The sequence below is a fragment of the Pseudomonas sp. LTGT-11-2Z genome (assembly GCF_003691445.1).
GTDB classification, from domain to species: Bacteria; Pseudomonadota; Gammaproteobacteria; order Pseudomonadales; family Pseudomonadaceae; genus Aquipseudomonas; species Aquipseudomonas monteilii.
Map to the genome: position 1 here is coordinate 3,986,603 of NZ_CP033104.1, position 23,156 is coordinate 4,009,758.

Here is a 23,156-nt window from a genome sequence, read left to right on the forward strand (position 1 = left end):
GGAATGACAGGATGGGGCAAATTTACGACATGGCGACATGATATTGCAAGCCCTTTTGAGGGCCTTTTACGCCGCCTCGCCGGAAAGCACTCCAACCGCCTCTAGCATGTGCTGTGCCTCCACCAGCGCTTCGTTGACCATCGACTCCAGGGAATCCTTGATGGCCTTGTTCCAGCGCTGGTAAGTGCGCTCGGTCAGACCCTGGGAATCCCAGTTGGTCATGTCGTAGTTCGACTCGGCGAGCACGATCATTTCGCCAGATCGCTGCTCAGCTACAGTCCTGGCGTGAGTATTGGCCCGCTCAACTGCTTGCCGGGCCGCACGGTTTCGCCACTCCAGCCTGCAGCCCTCCTTGCAGCCGCAGTCCTCGGCGCATTCCAGTGGCTTGACCGGCTTGGCCTGGGTAGCAACACGCTGCACGCCCTTCTTCTGCTCCGGTACAGCCCAGACCAACACGGCCTGCTGGGTGAACCGCTTGGGCGCCGGCGTGGGCACCACAGCCACCAGGCGGCCGATGGAATCGATCTTGCGCCCGCGGTGGGTGCTGTACTTGGCCACCAGGGCATTCCAGTGTCGCGGGCTGAGCTGGGCATGCAGCAGTTTGTGGACGATCGAGTCAGCCAGCAGCGCGGCATCCTTCCCCGATATCTCGCCCTTGAGCTTGCTGGTCTGCACCCGAGGCTCGACATTGCAGCCGCCGGCGCTGTTGATCGTCTCGGCCGCCAGTGCGCGAACCACTGCCGATACCACGTTCTGATAGTTCACTGCCCACCCCCTGCCCGCTTGGCCTTTCTCAAAATGAATTCTTCGTAGCTGCGCTTGCGGCGCACTGCGCCCGCCCAGGACAAAGCCACACCACCCACCACCATGAGGGTGGCCAAAATCAGAAATCCCCATGCCGGTGTCATGCTGCCGCCCTCCTCAGGTCTTTGAGCTTCTGCCTGTACAGGGTCTTGATGGCCTGCAGGTCTTCGATGGTCAGGCGCTGGGGCTTATGAGGCCCTTCGAGGAACTCCACGGCTTCGGCGCCGATGCGCTTCACCAGACGGATGCGGTACTCGACCGCGTTCCCCGACAGGTTCCGGTTGCACTTCACGCACTGGCGGTGGACGTTCAGCGGCTCGAAGCGCAGTTCCGGACAAGCACCCACAGATCGGTAATGGCCGGCGTCCCAGCGGCTTCCGGTGATGAGGTCGTGGTCGCTCGGCAGCGAGTCGCAGCTGATGCACGGCAGCCCGGCGTCACGTTCGCGGATGTAGGCGTTGAACGCGGCCTGCGCTTCAACCATGTGCTCGCGGTGCGTCTTGAGCTTCTCGCGGCGCTCCTGCAGGTCCTGGCGGGCCTGCTTGGTGATGGCCTTGGCGGCGATCTTCTGTAGCTTCGGGTCTTTGGCCATGGCGCGGGCACATGCAACGCTGCACACCTTCTGCGTGGTCATGACTGGCTTGAAGGGCTTGCCGCAACCTGGTGCCTTGCACTTTTTCGGCTTGATCTCCTTGGTCAGGCTCATGCCGCCTCCTCCCCAAGCAAATCGCTGAACACCACGCCCTGCGGCGCGAACTCCGCCACGATGCGGTCTGTGTACTGGCAGCCCTGGGCCCGGTCGAACAGGCGGGTTACCGGGAAGCCATCCGGCCCGAACATGGCGCACGGTCCCATCAGGCGCAGCTTCACCTCATACGGCAGGTGGATGAACGACTCGGCCCATCCGGTGCGGAACTCCTCGCAGCCGGCGCGCATGATCGGCACGCCGAAGTGGAGCTTGCAGTACCGGCGAACGTCCTCGATGTCGCCCATCTCGGTGCTCTTGGCGATGCGGTCGTACATGGCGAACCACAGGGCGTTCTGGTCCAGGGTGCGGTCCTTGCCCGGGCGCATGGTGACCACGACGAACTTCTTATCGCGGAACATGCGAGTGAGCATGGTCACGGCCTCGGACAGCTTGGCCTGGCAGTTGACGGAGATTTTTTCAGTCATGGCTCTCCTCCTTGGCTATGGCTGCGTCGATCGCTTCTTCCTGATCATCAAGCCAGCGCTGGATGGCGGCCTCGAAGAACACGGCCTTTAGAACAGGAACGCTGTAGCACTGGTCCTCGCGCGCCCGCAGCTCGGCATGGTCGCCGGCTGCGCGCATCTCGCCAGATAGCTTCAGGTAATGCGGGAGCTTCAGCTTGCGCAGCGCCTCGTTCTCGGCCTTGAGCTGGTCGATCAGGCGGCGCGCGTGTTTTGCAGGCTCAAATTCCAATCGCTCGATCTCCGCGAGCAGGGTCAGAATGGTGTGGCAGTGCATGTGTTGCCACAGTGCATCCTTGGCCTCGGCATGCTCGGCTCCGAGTTCGGGATGGTCTTCCAAGTCGGCTACGGACTGCGCCAGCGCCTTCAGCTTCTCTTTGTCGATGGTCATGGCTGCTTACCCCCAAACGCCTTGCTCGGCAGAACCATCGGCTCGATCCAGTGGGCGTACTTCTCGCCCAGGTGAACGCGCCAGCTCTCCACGGTCTCAGGGCAGTCGGTGTACTCGTAGCCGTCCTCGCCGTTGAACATCCGCCACGCGTCTGGCTCGGGGGCGGGCATCAGGCTCGCGGCCATCTTCGCCACGCGGCCGAACTGCTCGGCGCGCATCTCCTCCTGAATCGGGTCGGGGTGCTCGGCGCCAGTGACGTGGCCGATCTCGTGAGCCAGCATGTGCAGCACCAGCTCGCGGTCGGCCTCGGGATCGGCCCAGGCGTGGATCATGTTCACCCGGGTGTCGACGAACGCCCAGCAGCCCTGGGTGCGGATGCCGGCCATCTCCTGCTCGTGGGTGACCTCGTGCTCGTTGCCCGCGAAGTCCTCGCCGACGCAGGTGCTCTCGGACATCATCTGCTCGTAGGTCATGCCGTTGGCGATGGCGCCTTCCTCCCACATGGCGCGGTGGACCTGCTCAGGCGTGTCGTACCAGGTGATCGACATAGTAGGCGGATAAGGGTTTACCACCACCTCGCGGGAGGCCTGCCAGCCCTTCTGGAACGACTCCCAGTCGGCCTGGGCCATCGGGTCGATGTAGTTATTGCCCTTCGGCGGCTGGCGGCGATGGTCGCGCGAGTTGGTGCGCTCGAAGGCTTCACGCATTTCGCGCATCTTGTTGGTGTCCATCAGTGCTTCTCCTGCATGGCCTTGCCAATGCGCGCAAGTGTTTCGGTAATGGCGCGTCGCACGTATGCCGCACGCTCAGCCTCATCGTCAGATGCCTGCCATGCCTCGGTGATCACCCAGGTCAGGTCCAGGCCAGGTCGGCACAGAGCGAGGCGGAATGCATCACCGTCGTCTTCCAGCGGGTTCCATGGCTCGAACCCGGATGGGTTGCCGGGTTCCACCTCAATCCCGAAAGTCGGCCCGTAAGCCAGGCTGTCGTCATACCAGCGCACAACGTAGCCAGCGGCCTTGGCGGCTAGCCCCAACATTTCTCGATCTGTCATGGTCATCACTTTCGCCCCTCAATCCGGTTCAGCACCCAGGTGACCGGGATCGCCGCAAGCAGCACCACCGGCGTGATGTAGATCCCGAAGCGCACAGGCTTTGGCAGATCCAGCGACATGGCGAACTCGCACCACAGATAGGCCACCACGGAACCCAGAACGATCACCGACGGAGCTAGGACGATCATCAGCACAGCTTTCAGATAGGTGCGCATCACACCCCCTCCCCGGCCGGCTGCCCGGCGCGCTTGATGTTCAACTTGGCCAGCAGGTGCGCACGGCACGCAGCGGCGCTGGTTGGGATCTGCTGGATCTCCAGCAGGCGGACCTGCTTCTGGGCGGCGTACTCATCGGCCAGCTGGGAAGCGCTCTTCTGGCTGTCGTGTCCGATGCCGGTGGCGATGTCGCCCAGTGGCTCGCCGGCCACCAGCATGCGAATGGTGATGTCGTAGGCCCGGGCGAATACCTTCTCGGCCCGCTCCACCTCCATCGACCCCAGGTTCTGCGCCTCGCATTGCAGGGCCGCGTGGCGCACCGCTGCGTGCGACCAGGTGCGGGAACCTGCCCTGCTGGGGTGGAAATTCTCCAGCGCCTCTGCCAGGGCCCGCGCAAGCGGCGGAATGCCCATCTCCTCCGGGGTCGGCTGGCACAGCTTGATGAACTTGCCGCTACTCGGGGCGAAGTCGGTACCCAGCACCCGGCACTTCTGGATGCCGAAGCGGATCTGCTCGAGCGTGTTGATGCCAGCGGCGACGAAGGACTTGATCCAGCTGCGCTTGGCAGCCTTCAGGGCCTCGTCGTCCGGCCAGGCCTGCTTCCACGCTGGGAAGATGGCCTGCAGTTCCTTGAACAGGGCGTTGACCACTTCGGTGGTGCCGGGGTCAAGCTGTTTGGCCGGGGCCTGCACCTCGGCCGGCAGGTTGCGGGCCGTGGCCATGATCTGCGTCACGCTGCGCAGTTTCGGTTGTGCGGTCATAAGGCCCCCAGGTCATCAGCCCAGCTGGTGTCGTTGAAGTCAGGACCGGTCCGGCGCTGGCCCTGCTGAGACCCAGGCAGCACCTTCTCCGGGAACAGGCCGGTCCAGCCGTTGCTGATGGACTGGTTGATCACGGCGTCTGGCGCGTGGTGGCCCGCCAGGGTCTTGGCCTGCTTCGCGCAGGTGGTGGCGGTCAGTGGCTTACGGATCTCTTTGCGGTGCTGGCACCAGTCGGCCCAGGTCTGCTCGCTCACGTTGGCCGGCTTGCAGGTGAGCGGGTCGAACTTCGAAGCCTTCTTCTTCGCCGAGGGAGCGGCAGCGACCGTCTGCTCTACTAGTTCAGTGACTGGTTCAAAAGAGTGACTGGTTCTGGTGCTTTCTGGGCCTACACCCCCTGTAGGCTGTGGGCCTACACCTGTGCTTTCTGGGCCTACAGGGGTGCTGTTTTGGCCTACAGGGTTGCGCAGGGTCAGGTAGTACAGGTTGGTGGAATTGCCCTTCGGCCCTTCGCGGTTCTCAATGCGCACCAGTCCCTGAGCTTCCAAGTGCTTGATGTGCTTGCGAACAGTGCTCCGGTCGATCTCGCATTGATCGGCGATGTGCTGATACGACGGCCAGCACTCACCCTGATCACTGGCGTTGTCGGCCAGCTTGATGAGCACCAGCTTGCGCAGAGGATTGCCGACCTTGGTCTTCATGGCCTTGACCATCAGTTCCATGCTCATGCTGCGCGCTCCGCCCTGGCTGCAGCACCACGCCGCCGCATACCCACGACATGCCGGTATGCCCTGAACTTCAGGCCAGTCCCCGGCGGAATTTCATTCGCAGCCTCCTCCAGATCGCAGCGGACTTCTCTGTAGCAGTAGGCGCCTTCCTCGTGGTCCCGGAAATCGGTTGAGTTGAGCTCGTTGACATAGAAGTCACGGGCTGCTTCGCACTGGGCGCAAGTCTTGTAGGTAGAAACGTCACCATCCCAGAGACCAGAGACGAATTCGTAGCGGTCGCCAGGCTCAATGTAGCCACGGCATTCCGTGCAGGTGTGACGTTTGCGCGCGACTCGGTGCGTTTCAGTGTGGAATTCAGGGTTCATGCTGCACCCCGCACGGCCTTGTCGTGGGTGTGCAGGCCGTCCCAGTTCTTCTTCATGGGCAGCTCGCCGGCCAGGTACAGCTCGTAGAGGCGCACCGCGCCCTTGCGCAGCAGGATCGGCGTGTAGCTGATGAACGCCTCTTTCCCGTGCGGGGTGATTTCCTGCTGATGCTCGGTCATGTACTTGTCGCGGGCGTAAGCAGCGACGCGGTAGCGGGTGCCGGACTTGCTCTCGTTGTAGAGCCAGTTTCGGCCTTCGAGGAAGTGACCGACCTGCATCACGTTGACCCCATTGAGGCCCTTGCAGAACTGGACATGGCTCATGCCTTCCTTGAACAGGTTTTCCAGGTGGTCGATCTTCTTGGCCTGGGCCTCGACTTGGACGGTGAGCAGGACGCGGGCCTGCTCTGCCTCATAGGCAAGCTGGATCAGCTCGAGGCGGGTCAGCTCGCGCGGCTGCGATAGTTCGTTGAGCTTTTGCACCACGATCCGGCGCACTGCCTTGGATTCGCGCATTGACACCAGAAGGCACTGGTCCTTGGTCAGCATCAGGCCCTCGGAGGCCGGGCCGCGGGAATTCTTAACTACGAAAGTTTCGTAGTATTCGCCGTCGAGTTCGTCCTTGCAGCGCGCTGTGAAGTCGGCGCGCCGAACCTCGCTCTCGCCGTGTTGCATCCTGGCTTCGTTGACCAGGACTAGCAGATCAAAGCTGCTCATCGTGCGCGCCACAGAATCGTGCTTCGCGTTTTGTGGCGCGAGCAAGCTTATGGGCTGTACACTTGGGGTCTGCATATGCATAATTGGTCTCACTTATGTGATGTTGCAGAGAGCCGGGGCGCAATCCCGGCTTTTTTGTGCCTGCTAGAAGCCCGAAAGAGGGCCTCTGTCTTTCCACAATCAGGGAACATCGAGGCCCTTTTTGTGCCCTACCAGCCCCAACACGGGGGCTTTATGTCTTGCTTGTCGCAGTTGCTCCTGGATGGCTAGGGATCGACTCATTTCCAGGTATTCGTCGGTCGATCTCTCCAGGCTCCAGCCGAGGTCGGCAGCCAGCTGTCGAACCTCAGCCTTCACCTCGATTGGCAGCAATTCGAAGGTGTTTTCAGGCATAGGCCCTCCATAGGGGCTTCAGGCCGTTTTATCCTGCTCGCCAGCGCCGTTCATTTCTCGGAGCAGATCGGCAGCGCCCAGTCGACGACCAAGATTGGCTAGCTCATGTACGTAGGTCGCCAGCTGCATGCCGGCCATTCGGGCCTCCATGCGCAGCTTCCTGACTTCCTCGGGCTTCCAACGCGACTTGATCACTTCGCTACGTTTGTTGGCGGGGTCCAGATGCATTCAGGGATTTCCTTGTGATTGAAAAATGGTTAAGCGGCAGATTCAGCGGCGGTTGCAGCGATCGCTGCCAGCTTCGGGAAAAACGAGAAAGCCGAGACGCGGCCGTCGGTAGCCTTGTGCAGGTTTGCGGCAACGTCTTCGGATGGTTTTCGATGGCCGCCAGCGATCAGCCAGAGGTAGCCGACCGAGATACCCGAAGCATCGGCCACGCGCTGGCGCTCATCGGCGCTGGCGCCGGAAAGCCAGGTCTGCATTTCAGGAATTGGGGTCTTCATCTTCGTTACCTTTCCGAGAGATAAACCAAATTTATCTCACTGATAATTTTTAGGCAACCAATGATTGATCTGCAAGGTTATTTATCAGATGGATAAAAGCGGCGATCATCCGCCCATGGATACCAACACCATTCGACGCGAGAACCTGCGAGCCCTTGCGGCCCGCTACCCTACCCAGGCCGAATTCGCCGCCGCGTGCGGCACGGCGCCGTCCGTTATCAGCCTGATCATTTCACCCAACCCTAAGAGAAACCTCGGCCCACAGTTGGCCAGGAAGATCGAAGCTGCCGCAGGTCTTGAGCACGGATGGCTTGATCAACCGCACAACCATGCTGCTGGAAAGAGGTTCGTTGAGCCGAACGCCAGGATCGAATCCGAAGGCATTGACCAGTGGGCAGATGACACGCCCCTGGATGACGACGAGATCGAACTGCCATTCCTGAAGGAAGTTGAACTGTCTGCAGGAGGCGGAAAGACAGTGATCGAAGTAAGCGGTACCCGAAAGCTGCGCTTCGGCAAGTACACCGTGCGCAACATGGGCGTCCAGCCCGACCAGGCTGTGTGCGTTTCGATCTCAGGCAATTCCATGGAGCCAGTGCTGCAAAATGGCGGCACCGTGGCCGTGGATCGGTCCAAGAACAAGGTTTCCGATGTAGTCGACGGCAAGATGTACGCGCTGAATCACGCCGGGCACGTCCGGGTGAAGCAGCTTTACCGCACTCCACGCGGCGGTCTCCGCCTGCGCAGCTTCAACCGCGACGAGCACCCAGATGAGGAGTACACCGCCGACGAGCTGGTGGCCGAGGAAATCACCATCATCGGTCGAGTTTTCTGGGGAGCTTCGTTCTTCTAGCCTCGAATAACCCATCAAGCCCGCCATGTGCGGGCTTTTTTTCGTCCAGAGAAAATCACCCTGATAAACGCACCGATCATCGGCAGGAGATAAATTTATCAAATTGATATTGACAGTGATTTATCGCGCAGATAAATTCAATCCCATCGAGGCGCTACACAGCCCCTCTGGAGGCCCTCAAGCCTAACCGCTCTTTACACAACTCAACCGATTCAAGCTCCTGCCGGGAAAGGCGTTAGCGAATCCACATAGCCATGCGGCTCCCTGGGATTGGCCGTATCGACCTCGGTAAGCGGGAGCGGCAACACGAATTTTTGAATTAGCGCCCTGAGCTTCGGCACAGATGGGCGCCGGACCTCATGCACCCTGCCCCATCAAATCAGGGCACCAGAGCTGCAGCGTGCATGTTGTAAGGACCCTTGATCCAGGCGAACAGATGCTGATTGCCGACCTGGGGAGGAAGCTCGCCGCCCGAACCAAGCCCAAGGATGGCGCCTGACCTGCGATCAGCAGCGGGAATGGCGCCCACATTGCTGACGCAACAAACCGCGACCGACGCCAGTAGCGGGTCGCGGTGCACCACGAGATTCACTGAAGCACCTGGGCTACCGGGTGCTTTGGGAATCTACTGGAGGAAGATCGCATGAGCATCACATTCGACGCGGATAGCGTCAGCGTTGAAAGCGTGGGCCGGAACAGCCAGGTGCGCGTTACGGTTGAAGGCAAAGGTAGCGACATTGCTGAGTCGCTCCACATCGACGACCGTCTGCACGACCTGGAGCCGCACGAAATCGTGAACCACATCGGCGCCGGCAAGCTGCTGGAAACCATGGACGAGGCCGAGATCTCCGAATGGCTGGCAAGCAGCAATGTCGACCCGAACGATTTTCTCAGCGCTATCGGTGAGGAAACGGTCTTGAAGTGGCTCAACAACGAGTAAGCGCCACGTCCGCCTGACGTTAACTGCCCGATGCCCTGCTCCCCATCGCAGGCTGCATCGGAGCGTGATCTGAATGCGCAGGCTGATGCGCTAGAGCTGAGGGTGACCGGGTTCCTAGGCAGGGTGAACCAAGGCTGTAACCGTGTAGCTCACCGGTAGAGCGGCCTCTCGCGAGGTGGCGTTGCGGGTTCAATTCCCGCCCGGTTGTGCCGGAGATCAGCACCGGCCAGATCACACCCCGATGCAGAGAAGCGCCCAGCTCAGGGCGCGGTTACCGAAGCACCTGTGGACGTCCCTTCCCTCGCTCTGAGGGTAAACGAATTGCGCCGCTGGATGGGTCCACGCCAAGCCAGCTGCCGGGGTAGCGCCCGGCATCTGCATCCCCTTCCCTTCACATACGACCGCATCAGACAGGCTCCAGCCCTGCGCTCTCACGGCTCGCAGGAGGTTTGGTCACCTGCGCTGGCATCTGCCTCATGCGGTCCTACTGAGGTTCACACTATGAGCGAACACACTCCAGGGCCTTGGGTACTGGACACCATCCAGACTTCAGTTGGTATTTGTCATCGAATAGGGCCATTCCCACCGCGGCGGCCGGATGATGAAACAGTAAGGCATGCGTGTCTTTACGCAGACTACCCATCAGCATTCAACCCTGCTGACAAAGAGCTAGAAGCCAATGCCCGCCTGATCGCAGCCGCCCCAGATCTGCTCACTGCGCTGGTATCGGTGGTAGAGAGCGCCGAGCAACGCATTTTCGAAGACTGGCTTCTGCGCATCAGCCCAAGCGGTGACGTTGATTCTGTTAATGCTCAGTGGCTCGACAGCGGTGATTACCGCGACTTCACCGAGTCTTGGGCTGAACAACTGGACGCCATTGATAAAGCCCGGGTGAAGCCATGAGCGCCTGGATCAAGTGCAGCGACAGGCTTCCGGAGGTTGGGACCAGGGTTCTTGCTTGGAACGAACAATACGGTGCTCGCGAGTCGCTTTATCGCGAGCATGGCAAAGGCTCGATTGCGCACGCACACGGATATCCGCCGTACTTCTCGTGGGAAGAGCCGCAAAGCAGCTGGACTTCAAGCTGGAAGCCGACCCACTGGCAGCCCCTCCCTTCCCCACCCACCGAGTAACCCACCACCTGGAGGCGACCATGGCTCGCGAGCATGAGCTTTACGCAGACAGCGCCCAGGCCCGCGAGATCGATCGCCAGTACCAGCTCTTTGGTGACTCGTCGTGGGTTGACCATATGACCTCGGAGCAGGCTAGGGCGAACAACGAGGCTTGGAACACGATGATCCGCGAACGCGATGAACGACAGCGGGCAGAAAGCCGCAGAGTGATCGGATCGGCTCTCGACAAGATGGAAGCCATGTGCGGCTCAGGTGCCGCCCGGAGGACTGCATGAACAGAGGAACACGCGAAGAGGTTGTCGCCATCATCAACTCGCGGTTCGTGGCCATCGAAGCCTCGTTCAGCGAGGGGCTGCGCGGCGAGCTGTCGATGGCCATCGACCTTGCCGGACTGACCGGCGCGATCGATCTTCCAAAGCAGCGCGGGTACATGGAGCGCTTGAATCTGGCAATTGCCCGCAACAACGAAGCTTGGCTGGTAGCGAACGGGAGGGTGGCATGACAACGCCTATCGTGATGTCGCTCATTGACGAACAGGTCGCTGAAGCTGAACAGGCAGTGCCAGACGACCGTATCCTCATGGTCTTCAAGGGCCTGACCCTGGCAGACGCCATGAACCAGGCGCGTCTTGCTCATATCGAGAACCCAGAGGCATGGTCCGGCCGGGCCTACCTGTGCGGAATATGCACGCTGGCCTATGAGGTGCGGGCATGAGTCGCCAGCAAGCAAGGCGCTGGGCATTTTGGCGCGGCAGCTTCATCACCCTTTCCCTTTGCACTGCCTGGATGCTTGCCAGCTCTTAAGCCGGCTGTATCACCCAGTAACCACCACATCAGCGCCGGCCGCATGCATGGCGCGGGAGATTCGCATGTCCGAAATTCGCGTAGAGCTCGACCAGCAGGTCGTCGGCCTGACGCCTGCCATCCTGGCCAAGGCCTTCTGGGCCATGGAAGACACTCAGCAGGCAAAGTTCTTCGATGAGCTGGCCAAGGTGATCGAGGCCGATCACATCAAGAACTCCAGTTCCTATGGCTACGGCGAGTTGCAGTGGTGCTACCTCAAGGAAGTACTCCGCCGTCCCGGCATGGAGCGCGCCAACAAGATGCACATGGCGCTGTCGGCGTTCGCCTTCGACTTCTGGCCGCGCAAGCCTGATGGCGCACGGGAGGGACTGTGAACACAACGCCTCGCCTGGCCGCCCAGCTCGACTGGATGACGGTCGGAGCGTTCTCGCCTGAGCGGTTCCAGGGCGAAGAGCGCAAAGAGTACGAAGAAGAGGCCGCTCGCATTGAGCGGCAGTGGGACAACCAACCGAACTGAGGGCATCCCAATGTTCAAGAAAGCCGAACGTAAGCAGGCAAGGCTACGGCTAGCACTTACCGGCCCATCTGGATCAGGCAAGACATATTCCGCGCTGCAACTGGCCATCGGCCTGGGCGGACCGATTGCAGTCATCGACACCGAGCACGAAAGCGCTTCGCTGTATGCCGACCTGACCGACTTCGATGTCATGGGGCTGAGCGCGCCGTACTCGCCGGAGCGGTACATCGAAGCCATCAAGGCTGCAGAGGCAGGCGACTACTCGACGCTGATCATTGACAGCTACTCCCACGAGTGGGTCGGTTCTGGTGGCTGCCTTGAGATCAACGACACGATCGCCAAGCAGCGCTACAAGGGCAATACCTGGTCGGCTTGGAACGAGACCACGCCGCGCCACCGCAAGCTGGTCGACACCATCCTGACCAGCCCACTGCACATCATCTGCACGATGCGCAGCAAGACCGAGACGGTCCAGGGCGAAGGCAAGAAAATCCTCAAGCTGGGCATGAAGTCGGAGCAGCGTGACGGCTCTGACTACGAGTTCACCGTGGTGCTCGACCTCCTCCACGACGGCAATGTTGCCGTGGCCACCAAGGACCGTACCCGCCTCTTCGATCAGCCGGAGGTTGTCAGCCCGGATACCGGCCGGCGCCTTCTGGCCTGGCTGAACGATGGCAAGTCTCAAGCTGATCTCCAGGCTGCGGCACTCGACGACGCCCTGTCGAAGATCCCGATCACAGAGACGATGCAGGAGCTGCAGAGCGTGTTCTCGGCAGCCTATCGCGTCCTCGAGCAGTCCCCTCACCTCCTTGCGCAGCTGAACGCCGCGAAGGACCAACGCAAGTACGAACTTACCCCTCAGGAGCAATCGGCATGAATGCCTTCATCTTCGACAGCGAAACCACTGGCTTCAACGAGCCGCACTTGGTCGAGGCCGCCTGGCTGCAACTTGCAGCTATCCCGGGCCTTCCAGCGGCTGGCGAATTCCTTCAGCGCTACAAACCGGGCAAGCCGATTGAGCTCGGCGCACTGGCCACCAGCCACATCCTCGATGAGGACCTGGCGGGCTGCCCGGACCACACCGAATTCGCGCTGCCTGCCGAGGTTGAGTATCTGATCGGTCACAACGTCGACTACGACTGGGGCGTCATCGGCAAGCCAGAGCTCAAGCGCATCTGCACCGCAGCCCTGAGCCGCCGACTGTGGCCCGACGCCGACAGCCACTCCCAATCGGCGATGATCTACCTGCACTACCGGGAGCAAGCTCCGGGCCTGCTCCGCAATGCACACGCCGCCCTGGATGATGTGAAGAATTGCCGACTGCTGTTGGTCAAGATTCTCGATGCCCTAACTACCGAACTGGGCCGCCCGGTGGCCGACTGGGAAGAACTCTGGAGTATCTCCGAAGACGCCCGCATCCCGACCGTGATCGGCTTCGGCAAGCACCGCGGCACCAAGTTCAGCGATCTGCCGGCCGACTATCGCCGCTGGCTGCTCAACCAACCTGACCTCGACCCGTTCGTTCGCAAAGCACTGCAGCGCTAGGAGACAACATGGCCCGCGGAGTAAACAAAGTCATCCTGGTCGGAACCTGCGGCCAGGACCCCGAGGTCCGCTACTTGCCCAATGGCAACGCGGTCACCAGCCTGAGCCTTGCCACCAGCGAGGCTTGGACGGACAAGCAGACCGGGCAGAAGGTCGAGAAGACCGAATGGCACCGGGTAGTGCTGTTCGGCAAGGTCGCCGAGATTGCCGGCGAGTACCTGCGCAAAGGCTCGCAGTGCTACATCGAAGGCAAGCTCAAGACCCGCGAATGGGAGAAAGACGGCATCAAGCGGTACAGCACCGAGGTGCACGTTGACATCAACGGCACCATGCAGCTGCTGGGCGGCCGGCCGGATAACCATGGCGGCGGCCAGCAGCAACAACAGCGGCAGCCTCAACAGCAGCGGCAACAGCGCCAGCAACCTCGGCAGCAGCACAGCTACAACGCGAATGACAACTACGGACAACAGAGCCAGCAGTCGGCTCCGCCGGATAACTTCGACGACGACATCCCGTTCGCCCCGCTCCACCACCTGGTGGGTGCATAGCCATGAGCGATTGCGGCGAGCATCCCAGCGTCTACTACCTTGGCCGGGAATGCCGCCGCAACGGTGGCGGCAAGCTGGCCAACCCATTCGCCTCTCACACGTTCCACGGCTCCTGGTTCTTGGCCGGCTGGAACGACATGGATCTTGAGATTGAACAGAAAAATCCGAAGCGCGCTGCAAAGAACAAGGCGGCGTGAGCAGTTCAACCTACCGCCCAGCGGATTGAAGGAGGTGCCGTATGGCGATGGACCAAGCAGAGCGCGACAAGCGCCGACGAGAGAAGGCCGAGCGACTGCAGGAAGAAGACCTGCGCTTGAAGGTTCGACCAGGGACTAAGCAGGCCCTGCTGGAGCTGATGGAGTGGGCCGGGATCGAGGAACAGGGCGAGGCGATGACGCTGATGATTCATCACATCGAAGCGCTCGGGCATCACGCGCTGTTCAGGATCGCGCGCCACGAAATCGATGCTCACCGAGCTGTGGCGCGGACGGAGCCGCTGAGGCTGTCAGCCAGGAAGCGAACCGGCCAGCACCTGCGAGCAATCTGCGGCTGGGCCTATGCCACCTACAGCCAGATGATCGAGGCGCTGATCCACGGCATCCACGCCCTGGGCAGGCTGCACGCGGCGAAGTTTCTCACCCCGCCGCGGCATGAGATCAGCATCTCACCTCGCCTGGCTTTGGCCTTCGACCGGAAGAGCATGCTGATGATTCAGCAAGATCCAGGAGATGAAATACTCACTCCCGCATGACTTTTTCAGTCAGGTGAGCGCAGTAACTGCACATCCCGCCGTTTTGCTTAGCCTCATACTTTTCAGACCAAGGTATCTCGCATCCTCGGATGCAGCGGCCTGGATCATGCTTGGCGATCACATAACGATCAAAAACGTTCTGCTGGTCGGGAGTGAGATCCTGGCCATCCAAAAATCGTTTCGCGACCCCTGCTTCTGCGCCCTGTAAATATCCAGCGTCAAGCAGATCCCCAACGTAGGCGCTGAGGCCATCATCATCTTCTAGCGACATATCACCACCTGTATCCGGCCCCATGCCGGTATCTCTTTTTACTCTGGTACGCGCTGCCAGAAAAATCGTTCTAGAAGTTTTTTCACCCGCGCTGCCCGCCAGCGCCTTCCCCTATTCAACGATAACGCCTCCGCGGCGAGGGCGGCGCCTGCCTGGAGACACCATGAAGGTTCAGATCAGGACGCTCTACAAGTGCGGCTTCTGTGGCGACATCCACGACGATGAAGATGGAGCCCGGGAGTGCTGCCAGCCAGAAGTGGAGGAGATGTTCGAATGCCCGGTATGCAAGACCATCCATGACGGCGAGGACGAAGCGCGCTTGTGCTGCGAAAGCGACTCGATCAAGTGCCCATCCTGCTACAGGGACCATTCATCCATCACGCTGTCGTTCCAGGCAATCAAGATCGCCGGCCACTGCACCACCTGCAACCCGATGTTCACCATCGACCAGCAGCAGGCCATTCAGGACCTGCATTACCACGAGACCGGGCGCCGCGAGCACCTGTTCGACTGATCCTCGACCGAGACCACTATGACCACAGCAATCGACCTGTTCGCCGGCCTCGGCGGATGGAGCACCGGCGCGCGCGCCGCAGGCGTCCAGGTTCTCTGGGCGGCAAACCACTGGCCAGATGCCGTGAAATGGCATGCAGCCAACCATCCCAACACCGAGCATGTCTGCCAGGATCTGCACCAGGCTCGCTGGGAGCAGGTACCTGCTCACGACATCCTGCTCGCTTCGCCGTGTTGCCAGGGGCACGCCAAGGCCCGCGGGAAGAAATCGGGGAACCCTGAGCATGACGCATCGCGCTCGACGGCCTGGGCGCCGGTAGCGGCCCTTGAGTTCCACCGGCCGCAGGCAGCCATCATCGAGAACGTACCGGAGTTCACCGACTGGGTGCTCTACCCGGCTTGGTTGCAAGCCATCCAGGCGCTGGGGTATCAGGCAGCGCCGCACATCGTGGACTGCGCTGACCTCGGTGTGCCGCAGCACCGGGTGCGCCTGTTCATGGTCCTGACGCGCAGCAAGGCCCCGCTGATGCTGCAGCTGCCGCAGGAACGGCATGTGTCAGCCGCCAGTTTCCTCGACTTCGACGCCGGGCGCTGGTCACAGATCGAGAAGCTAGGCCGGGCCCAGGCCACGCTCGACCGAGTGCGCAACGGGCGCCAACGCTTCGGAGATCGCTTCATCATGCCCTACTACGGCAAGGGCTCCGGCACCACCGGCCGCGACATCAACCGGCCGATCGGCACCATTACCACCCTAGACCGATGGGCTCTGGTCGACGGCGACCGCATGCGGATGCTCAGCGCCAGCGAGGCCCTGGCCGCGATGTCATTCCCAGCTGACACCCTACGGCCGGACAATCACCGGCTGACCATGCACATGGCCGGCAATGCGGTACCACCGCTGGCCGGTCAGCGAGTCATCGAGGCCTTGATGAAGGCCGCATGACCGAAAGAGCACATCTGTACTCCATCCGGCTGTAACCCCTCTCCCAATTATTTCAAGGCGGCGATTCGATCAGCGGCGGGAGGGCCATCAGAGGCAATACGGCGAGCACGACCAACCCCCCAGGCCAGAGCTCGAGTCATCGACTCCCCTGGTCGCGAATCGAAGGCCTCCTCATGGATAGCCATACCGCTAGGGGCATAAACCCCGATGAACATCTGCGTCGTGCCTCCCCGCGACAGTCGCACCTGAACATCAATATGCGTTCCATCGCTGAGGATTTCGTCGTGAGCACGGTGGTGAAGCGTTGGATCAGCCCACTCCCAGAAAACTTCACCGCGAATCCTCATGTCGGCCTCCTACGATTTTAGTTGTATGCCACGGGTGAACTCTCACCATAGCCAAAGCGAGGCGAGACGCAATCTCGGTATCGCAGCTTGAGAACTGAATCGGACCACCGGCCGATTTTCTTGTACCGAACCCAACCACTTGTACAACTTACTGCCGCGATATGGCGGCCAAGGCGAAGCTATGTCTCAAGCAAAGGAAAGCCCGATCCTGTTCAGTGCGCCGATGGTGCGCGCCATCCTGGAGGGCCGGAAGACGGTCACACGCCGGCCAGTGAAAGGCGGCCAGATCCCACGCCTGGAGTATCCGGACAGCCCGGAACCTTGGGTTGCCGTAGGCCAGCATCACCCGCGCTACGGCTTTGTCGTCTACGGCAGAACTGAGCAGGAGTGCGCTGTAAAGGTGGGTGAACTTGGTGCTTGCCCATTTGGCGAACCGGGTGACCGCCTGTGGGTGCGCGAAGCCTGGGCGGCTGACGCCCAGCTCGATGGGATTGCACCTCGCGATCTCAGCCAGGGCGAGCCGATCATGTACCCGGCAGACGGAAGCGTACGGCAGACAGGATGCGCAATGGTCTCGCAGGGCCGAGGGCGCCCCTCGATCCACATGCCCCGCTGGGCCAGCCGAATCTTGCTGGAAATCACAGCAGTGCGCATCGAACGGCTGCAGGACATCAGCGAGGACCAGGCCGAAGCAGAGGGTGTGAATTTCCTTCGGCACGTACCCGATGCAGACGAGACGCTCACCGCCGCGCAGCTATTCGAGTGCCTCTGGAGCAGCATCAACGGTGAAGAATCATGGACCAGCAACCCGTGGGTCTGGGTTGTCGAGTTCAAGGCGATAGATCCGGACGCCGCGGGATGCGACTACCACGGCAGTCACTTCGGTGCGCCGTACCCCGATGCCCAGTGTGTCGATGGTTTCCTTTGGGATGAGGACAGCTGCGACGTGCCAGGCGGCCCACTGCTGAGCGGCGGCGACATTCCCTGCCCTAAGTGCAACGCCGAGGCATACGCCGACCGCCAGCGCGAGGCGAGCCAATGACCCGCCTCGCCCTCTGCCTCCTGCTTCTGGCCACCGGCGCCAGCGCAGATCCACGCGAAACAATCCCAATGCCCTACGACGCCCGGATCTACCACGACGATCTGCGCGGCGTGACCTGCTGGAAAATCGGGTACGGGCTGAGCTGCATCCCCGACAGCCAGCTGCAGGCCGGCAACCAGCGCCAGCTCTCCCCGCACGAAACCCAACCCGAACCTACACCCGCACTGGCGCCTGGGCGCTGGATGGCTATTCGGATAACTGTGTGTAAACCTCAGCCCAGTCGATGGTGTCTTCCCACTCCATCGACTGTGTAATTGATCGCTCATTGCACTCTTCACAGAGGCAGTGTTTTCGATCATCACCAGCCTCGGTTGGCATCCAAACGGCTCGCTCATCTTCGTAGAAAAGACCTCCGCAGCTTGCGCAGAACCATTCAGGTGTCTGCCCTGCTCGGGCGCTGCGGGAGAACAGGACGCGAGCCCGGATGATTTCGAACGTATAGCCACGCCCGTTTCGGTTGATGACCTTCGTCATGCCGTTCAGGGCCTCGGTGTAACCGTTGGTGATAGGGTTGTCGAAGTAGTTGATGATCTGCTGCCGCCAATTCTTCAGGGCCGACAGAAGGTCTTTGTAATCCGCCGCGACATCGCTTGCCTTCACCTGCGCGACCCATGCCTCAATAGCTGGGACTGCCTCGGCCTTGGGGAGGTTGTACAGGGCGTAGAAGTCCTCCTTGAACTGGTACGACTGACCAATCTCGGCGTCGTTTTCCACCCACATATCCAGGTTGAAGGCTTGTTTGTCGGTGAGGTTGGCTCCGCTCTTGTTGAGCAGTACCTTGCTGCGCTTCCACTCCTTGTTGACCTTCACGCCCTGGGCCTTACCGCGCCGGATGCGGGTCTTGTCCACGGCATAGTTGGCCATCCGCACAACGTGGAACTTGTCGATGACCACTGGCACGCCAGGAGCCATCATGTTCACCACGTTCAGGTATGGGCGCCACATGTCAGTGGCCACGCCCAATAGCGTTGAGCGGTCTGAGAAACCGTGGAGCCAGCGAGCCAGGGTGTCCTGGTCTCGATGGGGAAGAATGTCGATAGGCACGTTCCGGCCAACGTCTGTCAGCACGCAGCGCATATCCCCGGCGATCTTGGTTTCGTCGATGCCCAACCAGTTGGGCAGGTACGGCTTGAACTGGGTGTTCATGTAGTGAACGTAGTCGTTCGCAATGTTGCGGATCGTCTTCTCGTCGCAACCGATGTGCTCGGCCAGCCTGGTGAACGTGTCACGCAGGCACTGAGTCTTGATGTACTCGACGCACCGCTTCGTCATGCGCCGATCAACCTCGACGCCCTCCAGTGGCTGGAGAGACGTTCCACCGCACTCGCGGCACTTGTAGCGCTGCACCTTCGCTTCAAGCTGGACATGAGCGCCCCTGATGGGGCTATCGCGGTAGGTAACCAGCTTTGGGCCGTGACGATACAGCTTCCCCACTACGCCGCATTTGGTGCAGGCCTGGAGGGGTTGGGTGTACTCCGCCTCGATGGTGTAAGTGCCGCCATCGAGGCGGGAGGTCAGGACTTTCCAGTCCGGAAGATCAAGAATATCGGTCACGCAGCTTCCTTAGACGAACTGCTCTGCAAGCAGAATGAATGCGAGCGCAGCCACGATAGCCACTTGTCCGTTTCCAGAGGCCTGGTATCTGTCCATCCGATTGGCCATCCCATCAGCCATTCGTGGGCTTCCGGGGTTGGCCGACCAAACACGCGAGTGAACTCTCGGGCAGCTGGCCATTTTTGCATTGAACTGGCGCAATAGTTCGCTTTTGTCGTCGGCGTATGCAAGTAGCCAGTATCGCTCCCGAATGTGGTCAGCACCCACGTCTGCCGCTGATAAGGGAACTGCCTTGACCTTGTAACCCATAGCTCGGAGGTCTTGAGCCGCCATCTCGATTGCTTCTGCCGCGACGTTTTCGGCGAAGACAAGCCGGGGAGCGACATCTGCCACGATTCTCCGCATCTCCGGCCAAAGGTTTTCAGCGTTGTTGCGTCCAGCAGCCGCTGTGCTGAAGGCCTGACAGGGAAATCCTCCAGATACGAGGTCAACAACTCCTTTCCACGGTCGCCCGTCAAAGGTTCGAACGTCATCCCAGATCGGGAAGGGGTTGAGCAGCTTGTCATTCTGTCGCTGCACGAGTACCCGCTGTGCATGTGCGTTGTGCTCGACGGCACAGACCGTTCTGAATCCAAGGAGGTGGCTGGCAAGCAATCCTCCACCAGCGCCTGCGAAAAGAGCCAGCTCATTCATATCTCCAATCCACACGATAATCCGGATTTAGATTATAGCTGACCCTCATGCTTTACACACGATATTCCGAATAGCCCGCTGGATTGATGAGAGGTATCAGCTGTGATGGAAGCCAACAAGATGCGCCAGCACCTGCTGGTCGACGAAAGCGCACTGCTCGACCTTGCAAGCAGCGCATGCCAGGAAGCCTTGGCGTTCGGGGTAAACGAACATGCGTTTGAACGCCTGGCCAGAGCCGTGGAGTACAAGTGCCAGGGCGGCGCTACCGTTGCGGGCCTAGCTGTCTTGGCCGAGCGCAAGCGACAGACCGAAGCGGAGGGTTGGACGGCGGAGCATGACGATCAGTACGGCAGCCTTGAGCTGGTCGATGCCGCCACCTGCTATGCGATCGCGCCCCCGTGGCTGGATATCTGGGACGACGAAAAGCAGGCCATGAAAAAGTGGCAGCCAACTTGCCCGCCGTCCTGGCCATGGGCGCTCAGTTGGTGGAAGCCTCGCAGCAGAAGGGAGAACCTGATCCGAGCCGGCGCACTGATACTCGCCGAAATCGAGCGCATCGACCGCGCGGTTGCCAGGCGGGAGACGCCATGACCGACATGATCGAAGTGAAGACGGCAGACCTTGCCGGCGAGGCGCTTGGCTGGGCAGTCGGCAAGGCTGAAGGGCTAGACCTGTTCCTTGAGCCGCCCGGCTACAACGGGGTGCCCTGGCGGGTGTTCGCCCGGTACCAGGGCGAGGCCATCGAACACACCAAGCGCTACAACCCGTGGGAAGAATGGGCGCTGGGCGGGCCTCTATTCGATAAGCACTGCAAGGGCTTCGGCATGCTGCAGGACGGTACAGCCTCCCGGTACCGAGCTTTCGCCTACAACCGGCCCACTGGATTCAGCCGCTTAGCCGGTGGTCCAACGATCCTCACCGCAGGCTGCAGGGCGATAGTCGCTCTAAAAATTGGCGATACCGTCCAGGTGCCGAAGGAGCTGATGCCATGAGAACACTTGGCGAGATCATCGAAGCCGCCCGATCGGGCGAACGCCCCGACTACGACGAGCTGCGCCTGGCCGTTTGCGCAATGGACATGCTCATGACCTTCGACCGCCAGGCCATCTGGAAGCTGGCCGAGGGTGAGGAGAAAGACAAGAAACCGTTCTTGAGCTGGAGCAGCGTCTGGCAGCGTGACGAGCAATTCCAGCGCATCAAGCGCGCCATGGCCACCGACCCGAAAACTTATCTCGGCCCGAATTACGACCCGGACAGCCCGGCCGTGCAAGAACGGCGGCGCATGTCGATCGCCATCATGGAAGGCGTTGCACGCCGCGCACAGGAGAAGAAGTCATGATCCTGATACCTCTCGCTGCCCCGCTGCACATGGCCTATCTGATATGGAAAGCGCCGCGATGAGGCTGGCCCAGAAAGCACTCCTCATAGGCTTCACCGCCGGAATTGGATTCATGGCCGCCCAGGACACCTGGTGGCTAATCACTGGCTGGCTGAGCATTTGCCGCGGCTGACCTTCTAACCCCTCCCCCTACAACTCAAGCCCCCGACATGCGCGGGCATGGAGAGCTATTGCCATGACGAAACACAAGCCAGGCCCTTGGGTCATCGACGAAAAAGGCCATGAAGCAGATCCCGGGAAACTCAGCATCGTCGTTGGTGACGGCGAGTACTTCATCTGCCAGGTAGATGGGGGAATGCATCAGATGGCAAACGCAAAGTTGATCGCGGCCTCCCCTCTGCTGCTGGATGACCTGATCGATGCTGCAGCACAGCTGCGAGCATACGAGACCCTGCACCGCGCCAAAGGCACCTCCGACAGCATGGCAAAGGCCGAGGTCAACGCCAACCTGGCCGCGCGCTTCGAGCAGACCATCGCCAAGGCTACGGCCTGACCCCAATTCCCTGTAGGAGCTGACATGCTCGAAACCATCGAGGTGGTGCGCATCAAGCGCTTCGCCGCAAACACGGCTGGCCGCGATTTCGCGGTTGGCGACATTCATGGGCACTTCACCCGGCTGCAGGCCGCGTTGGACGCAGCCGGCTTCAACCCAGCAGTTGACCGACTGTTCAGCGTGGGCGACCTGGTCGATCGCGGCCCCGAGTGCCGTGATGTGCTTGACTGGCTGGCCAAGCCCTGGTTCCACCCAGTGCGCGGCAACCACGACGACTACGTCTGCCGGTTCGATACCTGCGACGTGGACAACTGGGTATACAACGGTGGTTCTTGGTTCGCTGGGCTGCCATGGGATGAACAGCGAGAGTTCGCCGCCCAGTTCCGTGAATTGCCGATCGCCATCGAGGTGGAGACACCTGGCGGCCTGGTCGGTGTTGTGCACGCTGACTGCCCATTCCCGTCTTGGGATCAGCTGCGGGCCGCGCTTGAAGCGCCGGAGACTGCCAAGCAGCTGAGGCTGACGCAGAACACCTGCATGTGGTCGCGCAGCCGCATTGAGCTTCGCGATAACGAACCGATTGATGGCGTTCGCGCCGTAGTGGTTGGCCATACGCCCCTTCCCAGTCCGGCATCGCTAGGAAACGTGATCTACATCGACACCATGGGGTGGAGACCCCAGGACGGTGGGTACTTCACCCTGCTCGACCTTGCCAGCCTCGAAACAATCCCTCCAACACCAGCGAAGCTCAGCTGGGACTGAGCCAGGAGCCGACCATGAACCTGATCGACTGCTACGTCACGAAGATCCTCGGCGAGCCGTACCGCAAGTTCGGCGCCTGGTGGGTCGACGTCGAATACAACAGCTGGGGCAGCACCAGCAAGACCAAGCTCATGTTCCGCACCGAGGAAGCCGCCAAGGCGGCGAAGGTCGGATACCACTTCACGGCCTGACCCTGCTATATAAAGGAGATACCCATGCGCACCGCAGAGAACATCGACCGCTTCCTGCGCCTCGACGAGGTGCTGCACGTGACCGGCATTGGCCGGAACACCGTCTATCGCAGAATCCGTGAAGGCACCTTCCCAAAACAGGTTAAGATAGGCCCAAATTCGGTTGCCTGGCGCCAGTCGGACATCACCCAGTGGATGACCTCTTTCGACCCCAGCGACGACCAATCAGTACATTGAGCAGTACATTGAAACACCAATTTCCGCTCAAGCCCTTATCCCACCAGCTATACAGGTCCACCAGTGGAAATCTTCAAGGAATTTACATTCGAATCGGCTCACCGCCTGCCCCACGTCCCTGAAGGGCACAAATGCGGCCGCCTGCATGGCCATTCGTTCAAGGTCGGCCTGCACCTGACCGGCCCGCTGGACCCGCACACTGGCTGGATTCGAGACTTCGCCGAGGTCAAGGCGATCTTCAAGCCAATCTATGACCAGCTGGACCACAACTACCTGAACGACATCCCGGGCCTTGAAAACCCCACCAGCGAAGTGATCGCCAAGTGGATCTGGGACCAGGTCAAGCCGCTGATGCCAGAGCTGTCGAAGGTGCGCATCCACGAAACCTGCACCAGCGGGTGTGAATACACCGGCGACTGATTCGC

At 60.9% G+C, this 23,156-nt stretch carries 46 protein-coding genes and 1 tRNA gene; 27 read left to right on the forward strand and 20 right to left on the reverse strand.

The window, feature by feature from the left end; all coding sequences use genetic code 11:
• Positions 1-66 precede the first annotated feature (66 nt).
• From D8767_RS18585 to D8767_RS18650, 15 genes are all read right to left on the reverse strand, one after another.
• Positions 67-765, reverse strand: a complete 699-nt coding sequence (locus D8767_RS18585) for a hypothetical protein (RefSeq protein ID WP_121757606.1) — start codon at positions 763-765, stop codon at positions 67-69.
• Positions 762-908: a hypothetical protein gene (locus D8767_RS28805; RefSeq protein ID WP_162998265.1), complete on the reverse strand. Its 147-nt coding sequence runs from the start codon at positions 906-908 to the stop codon at positions 762-764. The genes D8767_RS18585 and D8767_RS28805 overlap by 4 nt, the downstream gene beginning before the upstream one ends.
• Complete coding sequence (locus D8767_RS18590; protein WP_121757605.1) at positions 905-1,510, reverse strand: recombination protein NinG; 606 nt, start codon at positions 1,508-1,510, stop codon at positions 905-907. Before D8767_RS18590 ends, D8767_RS28805 begins: the two co-directional genes overlap by 4 nt.
• Positions 1,507-1,977, reverse strand: coding sequence for a hypothetical protein (locus D8767_RS18595; protein WP_121757604.1), 471 nt, complete (start codon positions 1,975-1,977; stop codon positions 1,507-1,509). Before D8767_RS18595 ends, D8767_RS18590 begins: the two co-directional genes overlap by 4 nt.
• Positions 1,970-2,404: a hypothetical protein gene (locus D8767_RS18600; RefSeq protein ID WP_121757603.1), complete on the reverse strand. Its 435-nt coding sequence runs from the start codon at positions 2,402-2,404 to the stop codon at positions 1,970-1,972. The genes D8767_RS18595 and D8767_RS18600 overlap by 8 nt, the downstream gene beginning before the upstream one ends.
• Positions 2,401-3,135 (reverse strand): hypothetical protein, encoded by a 735-nt coding sequence (locus D8767_RS18605; protein WP_121757602.1) that lies wholly within the window; start codon positions 3,133-3,135, stop codon positions 2,401-2,403. Before D8767_RS18605 ends, D8767_RS18600 begins: the two co-directional genes overlap by 4 nt.
• Entirely contained in the window at positions 3,135-3,458 is a 324-nt protein-coding gene (locus D8767_RS18610) for a hypothetical protein (protein ID WP_162998264.1), read from the reverse strand. The genes D8767_RS18605 and D8767_RS18610 overlap by 1 nt, the downstream gene beginning before the upstream one ends.
• Before the next feature lie 5 nt (positions 3,459-3,463).
• Positions 3,464-3,673 (reverse strand): hypothetical protein, encoded by a 210-nt coding sequence (locus tag D8767_RS18615; RefSeq protein ID WP_121757600.1) that lies wholly within the window; start codon positions 3,671-3,673, stop codon positions 3,464-3,466.
• Positions 3,673-4,434: a replication protein P gene (locus tag D8767_RS18620; protein WP_121757599.1), complete on the reverse strand. Its 762-nt coding sequence runs from the start codon at positions 4,432-4,434 to the stop codon at positions 3,673-3,675. Before D8767_RS18620 ends, D8767_RS18615 begins: the two co-directional genes overlap by 1 nt.
• Positions 4,431-5,159, reverse strand: a complete 729-nt coding sequence (locus D8767_RS18625) for a helix-turn-helix domain-containing protein (protein WP_121757598.1) — start codon at positions 5,157-5,159, stop codon at positions 4,431-4,433. Before D8767_RS18625 ends, D8767_RS18620 begins: the two co-directional genes overlap by 4 nt.
• Positions 5,156-5,524, reverse strand: a complete 369-nt coding sequence (locus D8767_RS18630; protein WP_121757597.1) for a hypothetical protein — start codon at positions 5,522-5,524, stop codon at positions 5,156-5,158. Before D8767_RS18630 ends, D8767_RS18625 begins: the two co-directional genes overlap by 4 nt.
• Complete coding sequence (locus D8767_RS18635; protein WP_372237742.1) at positions 5,521-6,240, reverse strand: hypothetical protein; 720 nt, start codon at positions 6,238-6,240, stop codon at positions 5,521-5,523. The genes D8767_RS18630 and D8767_RS18635 overlap by 4 nt, the downstream gene beginning before the upstream one ends.
• A gap of 180 nt (positions 6,241-6,420) precedes the next feature.
• Positions 6,421-6,633 (reverse strand): hypothetical protein, encoded by a 213-nt coding sequence (locus D8767_RS18640; protein ID WP_084859283.1) that lies wholly within the window; start codon positions 6,631-6,633, stop codon positions 6,421-6,423.
• Positions 6,634-6,651: 18 nt separating this feature from the next.
• Positions 6,652-6,861 carry a hypothetical protein gene (locus D8767_RS18645; protein ID WP_014859732.1) on the reverse strand — a complete coding sequence of 70 codons (210 nt, stop codon included), beginning with the start codon at positions 6,859-6,861 and terminating at the stop codon, positions 6,652-6,654.
• A gap of 29 nt (positions 6,862-6,890) precedes the next feature.
• On the reverse strand, positions 6,891-7,136 hold the full coding sequence (locus D8767_RS18650) for a hypothetical protein (RefSeq protein WP_069016418.1): 246 nt from the start codon (positions 7,134-7,136) through the stop codon (positions 6,891-6,893).
• An 88-nt stretch (positions 7,137-7,224) separates the two neighbouring features.
• On the opposite strand from D8767_RS18650, the gene D8767_RS29480 reads away from it, so the two are divergent.
• Positions 7,225-7,989, forward strand: coding sequence for a helix-turn-helix transcriptional regulator (locus D8767_RS29480; RefSeq protein ID WP_276528536.1), 765 nt, complete (start codon positions 7,225-7,227; stop codon positions 7,987-7,989).
• A 379-nt stretch (positions 7,990-8,368) separates the two neighbouring features.
• Here the strand turns inward: D8767_RS29480 and D8767_RS28810 are convergent, their stop codons facing one another.
• Complete coding sequence (locus D8767_RS28810) at positions 8,369-8,581, reverse strand: hypothetical protein (RefSeq protein ID WP_044047313.1); 213 nt, start codon at positions 8,579-8,581, stop codon at positions 8,369-8,371.
• 51 nt (positions 8,582-8,632) lie between these two features.
• Here D8767_RS28810 and D8767_RS18660 point away from each other — a divergent pair, with 51 nt between their 5' ends.
• From D8767_RS18660 to D8767_RS18720, 14 genes are all read left to right on the forward strand, one after another.
• Positions 8,633-8,929, forward strand: a complete 297-nt coding sequence (locus D8767_RS18660; protein ID WP_024086955.1) for a hypothetical protein — start codon at positions 8,633-8,635, stop codon at positions 8,927-8,929.
• Between the two features lie 137 nt (positions 8,930-9,066).
• Positions 9,067-9,137 (forward strand) — tRNA-OTHER (locus D8767_RS18665).
• A 293-nt stretch (positions 9,138-9,430) separates the two neighbouring features.
• The gene (locus D8767_RS28975; RefSeq protein WP_174824247.1) at positions 9,431-9,832 is read left to right on the forward strand and encodes a hypothetical protein; all 402 of its coding nucleotides are present in this window, start codon (positions 9,431-9,433) and stop codon (positions 9,830-9,832) included.
• A complete protein-coding gene (locus D8767_RS29710) occupies positions 9,829-10,062 on the forward strand; it encodes a DUF551 domain-containing protein (protein ID WP_121757594.1) in 234 nt (77 codons plus the stop codon). The genes D8767_RS28975 and D8767_RS29710 overlap by 4 nt, the downstream gene beginning before the upstream one ends.
• Positions 10,063-10,082: 20 nt before the next feature.
• Positions 10,083-10,337, forward strand: coding sequence for a hypothetical protein (locus D8767_RS18680; protein WP_121757593.1), 255 nt, complete (start codon positions 10,083-10,085; stop codon positions 10,335-10,337).
• On the forward strand, positions 10,334-10,564 hold the full coding sequence (locus D8767_RS18685) for a hypothetical protein (RefSeq protein ID WP_121757592.1): 231 nt from the start codon (positions 10,334-10,336) through the stop codon (positions 10,562-10,564). The genes D8767_RS18680 and D8767_RS18685 overlap by 4 nt, the downstream gene beginning before the upstream one ends.
• The gene (locus tag D8767_RS18690; RefSeq protein ID WP_121757591.1) at positions 10,561-10,776 is read left to right on the forward strand and encodes a hypothetical protein; all 216 of its coding nucleotides are present in this window, start codon (positions 10,561-10,563) and stop codon (positions 10,774-10,776) included. Before D8767_RS18685 ends, D8767_RS18690 begins: the two co-directional genes overlap by 4 nt.
• A 154-nt stretch (positions 10,777-10,930) precedes the next feature.
• On the forward strand, positions 10,931-11,239 hold the full coding sequence (locus D8767_RS18695; protein WP_121757590.1) for a hypothetical protein: 309 nt from the start codon (positions 10,931-10,933) through the stop codon (positions 11,237-11,239).
• Complete coding sequence (locus tag D8767_RS28815; protein WP_162998255.1) at positions 11,236-11,382, forward strand: hypothetical protein; 147 nt, start codon at positions 11,236-11,238, stop codon at positions 11,380-11,382. Before D8767_RS18695 ends, D8767_RS28815 begins: the two co-directional genes overlap by 4 nt.
• Before the next feature lie 10 nt (positions 11,383-11,392).
• On the forward strand, positions 11,393-12,259 hold the full coding sequence (locus D8767_RS18700; protein WP_121757589.1) for an ATP-binding protein: 867 nt from the start codon (positions 11,393-11,395) through the stop codon (positions 12,257-12,259).
• Positions 12,256-12,927, forward strand: coding sequence for a 3'-5' exonuclease (locus D8767_RS18705; RefSeq protein ID WP_121757588.1), 672 nt, complete (start codon positions 12,256-12,258; stop codon positions 12,925-12,927). Before D8767_RS18700 ends, D8767_RS18705 begins: the two co-directional genes overlap by 4 nt.
• 8 nt (positions 12,928-12,935) lie before the next feature.
• Entirely contained in the window at positions 12,936-13,475 is a 540-nt protein-coding gene (locus D8767_RS18710; protein ID WP_121757587.1) for a single-stranded DNA-binding protein, read from the forward strand.
• 2 nt (positions 13,476-13,477) lie between these two features.
• Complete coding sequence (locus tag D8767_RS18715) at positions 13,478-13,672, forward strand: hypothetical protein (protein ID WP_121757586.1); 195 nt, start codon at positions 13,478-13,480, stop codon at positions 13,670-13,672.
• A gap of 41 nt (positions 13,673-13,713) precedes the next feature.
• Positions 13,714-14,226 (forward strand): hypothetical protein, encoded by a 513-nt coding sequence (locus tag D8767_RS18720; protein ID WP_121757585.1) that lies wholly within the window; start codon positions 13,714-13,716, stop codon positions 14,224-14,226.
• On the opposite strand, the gene D8767_RS18725 is transcribed toward D8767_RS18720, so the two are convergent.
• On the reverse strand, positions 14,213-14,497 hold the full coding sequence (locus D8767_RS18725; protein ID WP_162998263.1) for a hypothetical protein: 285 nt from the start codon (positions 14,495-14,497) through the stop codon (positions 14,213-14,215). The genes D8767_RS18720 and D8767_RS18725 overlap by 14 nt on opposite strands.
• Before the next feature lie 163 nt (positions 14,498-14,660).
• Between D8767_RS18725 and D8767_RS18730 the strand changes: the two genes are divergently transcribed.
• Both D8767_RS18730 and D8767_RS18735 read left to right on the forward strand, forming a co-directional pair.
• Positions 14,661-15,011 carry a hypothetical protein gene (locus D8767_RS18730; RefSeq protein WP_016711325.1) on the forward strand — a complete coding sequence of 117 codons (351 nt, stop codon included), beginning with the start codon at positions 14,661-14,663 and terminating at the stop codon, positions 15,009-15,011.
• Positions 15,012-15,029: 18 nt separating this feature from the next.
• Positions 15,030-15,953, forward strand: a complete 924-nt coding sequence (locus D8767_RS18735; protein WP_121757583.1) for a DNA cytosine methyltransferase — start codon at positions 15,030-15,032, stop codon at positions 15,951-15,953.
• Positions 15,954-16,000: 47 nt separating this feature from the next.
• On the opposite strand, the gene D8767_RS29310 is transcribed toward D8767_RS18735, so the two are convergent.
• Entirely contained in the window at positions 16,001-16,300 is a 300-nt protein-coding gene (locus D8767_RS29310) for a hypothetical protein (protein ID WP_121757582.1), read from the reverse strand.
• 181 nt (positions 16,301-16,481) lie between these two features.
• Here D8767_RS29310 and D8767_RS18745 point away from each other — a divergent pair, with 181 nt between their 5' ends.
• Both D8767_RS18745 and D8767_RS29315 read left to right on the forward strand, forming a co-directional pair.
• Complete coding sequence (locus D8767_RS18745) at positions 16,482-17,342, forward strand: hypothetical protein (protein WP_121757581.1); 861 nt, start codon at positions 16,482-16,484, stop codon at positions 17,340-17,342.
• Positions 17,339-17,656 (forward strand): hypothetical protein, encoded by a 318-nt coding sequence (locus D8767_RS29315; RefSeq protein WP_256658596.1) that lies wholly within the window; start codon positions 17,339-17,341, stop codon positions 17,654-17,656. The genes D8767_RS18745 and D8767_RS29315 overlap by 4 nt, the downstream gene beginning before the upstream one ends.
• Here the strand turns inward: D8767_RS29315 and D8767_RS18755 are convergent.
• A complete protein-coding gene (locus D8767_RS18755; protein ID WP_121757576.1) occupies positions 17,589-18,956 on the reverse strand; it encodes an ISL3 family transposase in 1,368 nt (455 codons plus the stop codon). The two genes, D8767_RS29315 and D8767_RS18755, sit on opposite strands and share 68 nt — an antisense overlap.
• A gap of 9 nt (positions 18,957-18,965) precedes the next feature.
• On the reverse strand, positions 18,966-19,649 hold the full coding sequence (locus tag D8767_RS18760) for a DNA cytosine methyltransferase (RefSeq protein WP_121757577.1): 684 nt from the start codon (positions 19,647-19,649) through the stop codon (positions 18,966-18,968).
• A 105-nt stretch (positions 19,650-19,754) separates the two neighbouring features.
• Between D8767_RS18760 and D8767_RS18765 the strand changes: the two genes are divergently transcribed.
• The 8 genes from D8767_RS18765 to queD all read left to right on the forward strand — a co-directional run bounded on the left by D8767_RS18765 (position 19,755) and on the right by queD (position 23,151).
• A complete protein-coding gene (locus tag D8767_RS18765) occupies positions 19,755-20,240 on the forward strand; it encodes a hypothetical protein (RefSeq protein WP_121757579.1) in 486 nt (161 codons plus the stop codon).
• Positions 20,237-20,641, forward strand: a complete 405-nt coding sequence (locus D8767_RS18770; RefSeq protein ID WP_121757578.1) for a DUF2591 domain-containing protein — start codon at positions 20,237-20,239, stop codon at positions 20,639-20,641. The genes D8767_RS18765 and D8767_RS18770 overlap by 4 nt, the downstream gene beginning before the upstream one ends.
• Positions 20,638-20,988 (forward strand): hypothetical protein, encoded by a 351-nt coding sequence (locus D8767_RS18775; RefSeq protein ID WP_122048351.1) that lies wholly within the window; start codon positions 20,638-20,640, stop codon positions 20,986-20,988. The genes D8767_RS18770 and D8767_RS18775 overlap by 4 nt, the downstream gene beginning before the upstream one ends.
• A gap of 235 nt (positions 20,989-21,223) precedes the next feature.
• Complete coding sequence (locus D8767_RS18780) at positions 21,224-21,541, forward strand: hypothetical protein (RefSeq protein WP_121757575.1); 318 nt, start codon at positions 21,224-21,226, stop codon at positions 21,539-21,541.
• 24 nt (positions 21,542-21,565) lie between these two features.
• On the forward strand, positions 21,566-22,303 hold the full coding sequence (locus tag D8767_RS18785) for a metallophosphoesterase (RefSeq protein WP_121757574.1): 738 nt from the start codon (positions 21,566-21,568) through the stop codon (positions 22,301-22,303).
• 14 nt (positions 22,304-22,317) lie between these two features.
• Complete coding sequence (locus tag D8767_RS28820; RefSeq protein ID WP_162998262.1) at positions 22,318-22,494, forward strand: hypothetical protein; 177 nt, start codon at positions 22,318-22,320, stop codon at positions 22,492-22,494.
• A gap of 24 nt (positions 22,495-22,518) precedes the next feature.
• Positions 22,519-22,731: an AlpA family transcriptional regulator gene (locus tag D8767_RS18790; protein ID WP_069016185.1), complete on the forward strand. Its 213-nt coding sequence runs from the start codon at positions 22,519-22,521 to the stop codon at positions 22,729-22,731.
• A gap of 63 nt (positions 22,732-22,794) precedes the next feature.
• Complete coding sequence (gene queD, locus D8767_RS18795) at positions 22,795-23,151, forward strand: 6-carboxytetrahydropterin synthase QueD (RefSeq protein ID WP_003250327.1); 357 nt, start codon at positions 22,795-22,797, stop codon at positions 23,149-23,151.
• The last annotated feature ends 5 nt before the right edge of the window (positions 23,152-23,156 follow it).

Bases quoted from the DNA above. Each gene is read 5' to 3' on its own strand.
- D8767_RS18625 (WP_121757598.1), bottom strand. From the start codon at position 5,159: ATGAGCATGGAACTGATGGTCAAGGCCATGAAGACCAAGGTCGGCAAT.
- D8767_RS18685 (WP_121757592.1), top strand. From the start codon at position 10,334: ATGAACAGAGGAACACGCGAAGAGGTTGTCGCCATCATCAACTCGCGG.
- D8767_RS18735 (WP_121757583.1), top strand. From the start codon at position 15,030: ATGACCACAGCAATCGACCTGTTCGCCGGCCTCGGCGGATGGAGCACC.
- D8767_RS28805 (WP_162998265.1), bottom strand. From the start codon at position 908: ATGACACCGGCATGGGGATTTCTGATTTTGGCCACCCTCATGGTGGTG.
- D8767_RS18710 (WP_121757587.1), top strand. From the start codon at position 12,936: ATGGCCCGCGGAGTAAACAAAGTCATCCTGGTCGGAACCTGCGGCCAG.
- D8767_RS18635 (WP_372237742.1), bottom strand. From the start codon at position 6,240: ATGAGCAGCTTTGATCTGCTAGTCCTGGTCAACGAAGCCAGGATGCAA.
- D8767_RS18695 (WP_121757590.1), top strand. From the start codon at position 10,931: ATGTCCGAAATTCGCGTAGAGCTCGACCAGCAGGTCGTCGGCCTGACG.
- D8767_RS18760 (WP_121757577.1), bottom strand. From the start codon at position 19,649: ATGAATGAGCTGGCTCTTTTCGCAGGCGCTGGTGGAGGATTGCTTGCC.
- D8767_RS18775 (WP_122048351.1), top strand. From the start codon at position 20,638: ATGAGAACACTTGGCGAGATCATCGAAGCCGCCCGATCGGGCGAACGC.
- D8767_RS18660 (WP_024086955.1), top strand. From the start codon at position 8,633: ATGAGCATCACATTCGACGCGGATAGCGTCAGCGTTGAAAGCGTGGGC.
- D8767_RS18605 (WP_121757602.1), bottom strand. From the start codon at position 3,135: ATGGACACCAACAAGATGCGCGAAATGCGTGAAGCCTTCGAGCGCACC.
- D8767_RS18640 (WP_084859283.1), bottom strand. From the start codon at position 6,633: ATGCCTGAAAACACCTTCGAATTGCTGCCAATCGAGGTGAAGGCTGAG.
- D8767_RS18780 (WP_121757575.1), top strand. From the start codon at position 21,224: ATGACGAAACACAAGCCAGGCCCTTGGGTCATCGACGAAAAAGGCCAT.
- D8767_RS18650 (WP_069016418.1), bottom strand. From the start codon at position 7,136: ATGAAGACCCCAATTCCTGAAATGCAGACCTGGCTTTCCGGCGCCAGC.
- D8767_RS18790 (WP_069016185.1), top strand. From the start codon at position 22,519: ATGCGCACCGCAGAGAACATCGACCGCTTCCTGCGCCTCGACGAGGTG.
- D8767_RS18770 (WP_121757578.1), top strand. From the start codon at position 20,237: ATGACCGACATGATCGAAGTGAAGACGGCAGACCTTGCCGGCGAGGCG.
- D8767_RS29310 (WP_121757582.1), bottom strand. From the start codon at position 16,300: ATGAGGATTCGCGGTGAAGTTTTCTGGGAGTGGGCTGATCCAACGCTT.
- D8767_RS18620 (WP_121757599.1), bottom strand. From the start codon at position 4,434: ATGACCGCACAACCGAAACTGCGCAGCGTGACGCAGATCATGGCCACG.
- D8767_RS28975 (WP_174824247.1), top strand. From the start codon at position 9,431: ATGAGCGAACACACTCCAGGGCCTTGGGTACTGGACACCATCCAGACT.
- D8767_RS18600 (WP_121757603.1), bottom strand. From the start codon at position 2,404: ATGACCATCGACAAAGAGAAGCTGAAGGCGCTGGCGCAGTCCGTAGCC.
- D8767_RS28820 (WP_162998262.1), top strand. From the start codon at position 22,318: ATGAACCTGATCGACTGCTACGTCACGAAGATCCTCGGCGAGCCGTAC.
- D8767_RS18785 (WP_121757574.1), top strand. From the start codon at position 21,566: ATGCTCGAAACCATCGAGGTGGTGCGCATCAAGCGCTTCGCCGCAAAC.
- D8767_RS18610 (WP_162998264.1), bottom strand. From the start codon at position 3,458: ATGACAGATCGAGAAATGTTGGGGCTAGCCGCCAAGGCCGCTGGCTAC.
- D8767_RS18725 (WP_162998263.1), bottom strand. From the start codon at position 14,497: ATGTCGCTAGAAGATGATGATGGCCTCAGCGCCTACGTTGGGGATCTG.
- D8767_RS29710 (WP_121757594.1), top strand. From the start codon at position 9,829: ATGAGCGCCTGGATCAAGTGCAGCGACAGGCTTCCGGAGGTTGGGACC.
- D8767_RS18595 (WP_121757604.1), bottom strand. From the start codon at position 1,977: ATGACTGAAAAAATCTCCGTCAACTGCCAGGCCAAGCTGTCCGAGGCC.
- D8767_RS18645 (WP_014859732.1), bottom strand. From the start codon at position 6,861: ATGCATCTGGACCCCGCCAACAAACGTAGCGAAGTGATCAAGTCGCGT.
- D8767_RS18715 (WP_121757586.1), top strand. From the start codon at position 13,478: ATGAGCGATTGCGGCGAGCATCCCAGCGTCTACTACCTTGGCCGGGAA.
- D8767_RS18705 (WP_121757588.1), top strand. From the start codon at position 12,256: ATGAATGCCTTCATCTTCGACAGCGAAACCACTGGCTTCAACGAGCCG.
- D8767_RS18680 (WP_121757593.1), top strand. From the start codon at position 10,083: ATGGCTCGCGAGCATGAGCTTTACGCAGACAGCGCCCAGGCCCGCGAG.
- D8767_RS29315 (WP_256658596.1), top strand. From the start codon at position 17,339: ATGACCCGCCTCGCCCTCTGCCTCCTGCTTCTGGCCACCGGCGCCAGC.
- D8767_RS18590 (WP_121757605.1), bottom strand. From the start codon at position 1,510: ATGAGCCTGACCAAGGAGATCAAGCCGAAAAAGTGCAAGGCACCAGGT.
- D8767_RS18690 (WP_121757591.1), top strand. From the start codon at position 10,561: ATGACAACGCCTATCGTGATGTCGCTCATTGACGAACAGGTCGCTGAA.
- D8767_RS18720 (WP_121757585.1), top strand. From the start codon at position 13,714: ATGGCGATGGACCAAGCAGAGCGCGACAAGCGCCGACGAGAGAAGGCC.
- D8767_RS18730 (WP_016711325.1), top strand. From the start codon at position 14,661: ATGAAGGTTCAGATCAGGACGCTCTACAAGTGCGGCTTCTGTGGCGAC.
- D8767_RS18630 (WP_121757597.1), bottom strand. From the start codon at position 5,524: ATGAACCCTGAATTCCACACTGAAACGCACCGAGTCGCGCGCAAACGT.
- D8767_RS18615 (WP_121757600.1), bottom strand. From the start codon at position 3,673: ATGCGCACCTATCTGAAAGCTGTGCTGATGATCGTCCTAGCTCCGTCG.
- D8767_RS18745 (WP_121757581.1), top strand. From the start codon at position 16,482: ATGTCTCAAGCAAAGGAAAGCCCGATCCTGTTCAGTGCGCCGATGGTG.
- D8767_RS29480 (WP_276528536.1), top strand. From the start codon at position 7,225: ATGGATAAAAGCGGCGATCATCCGCCCATGGATACCAACACCATTCGA.
- D8767_RS18700 (WP_121757589.1), top strand. From the start codon at position 11,393: ATGTTCAAGAAAGCCGAACGTAAGCAGGCAAGGCTACGGCTAGCACTT.
- D8767_RS18765 (WP_121757579.1), top strand. From the start codon at position 19,755: ATGGAAGCCAACAAGATGCGCCAGCACCTGCTGGTCGACGAAAGCGCA.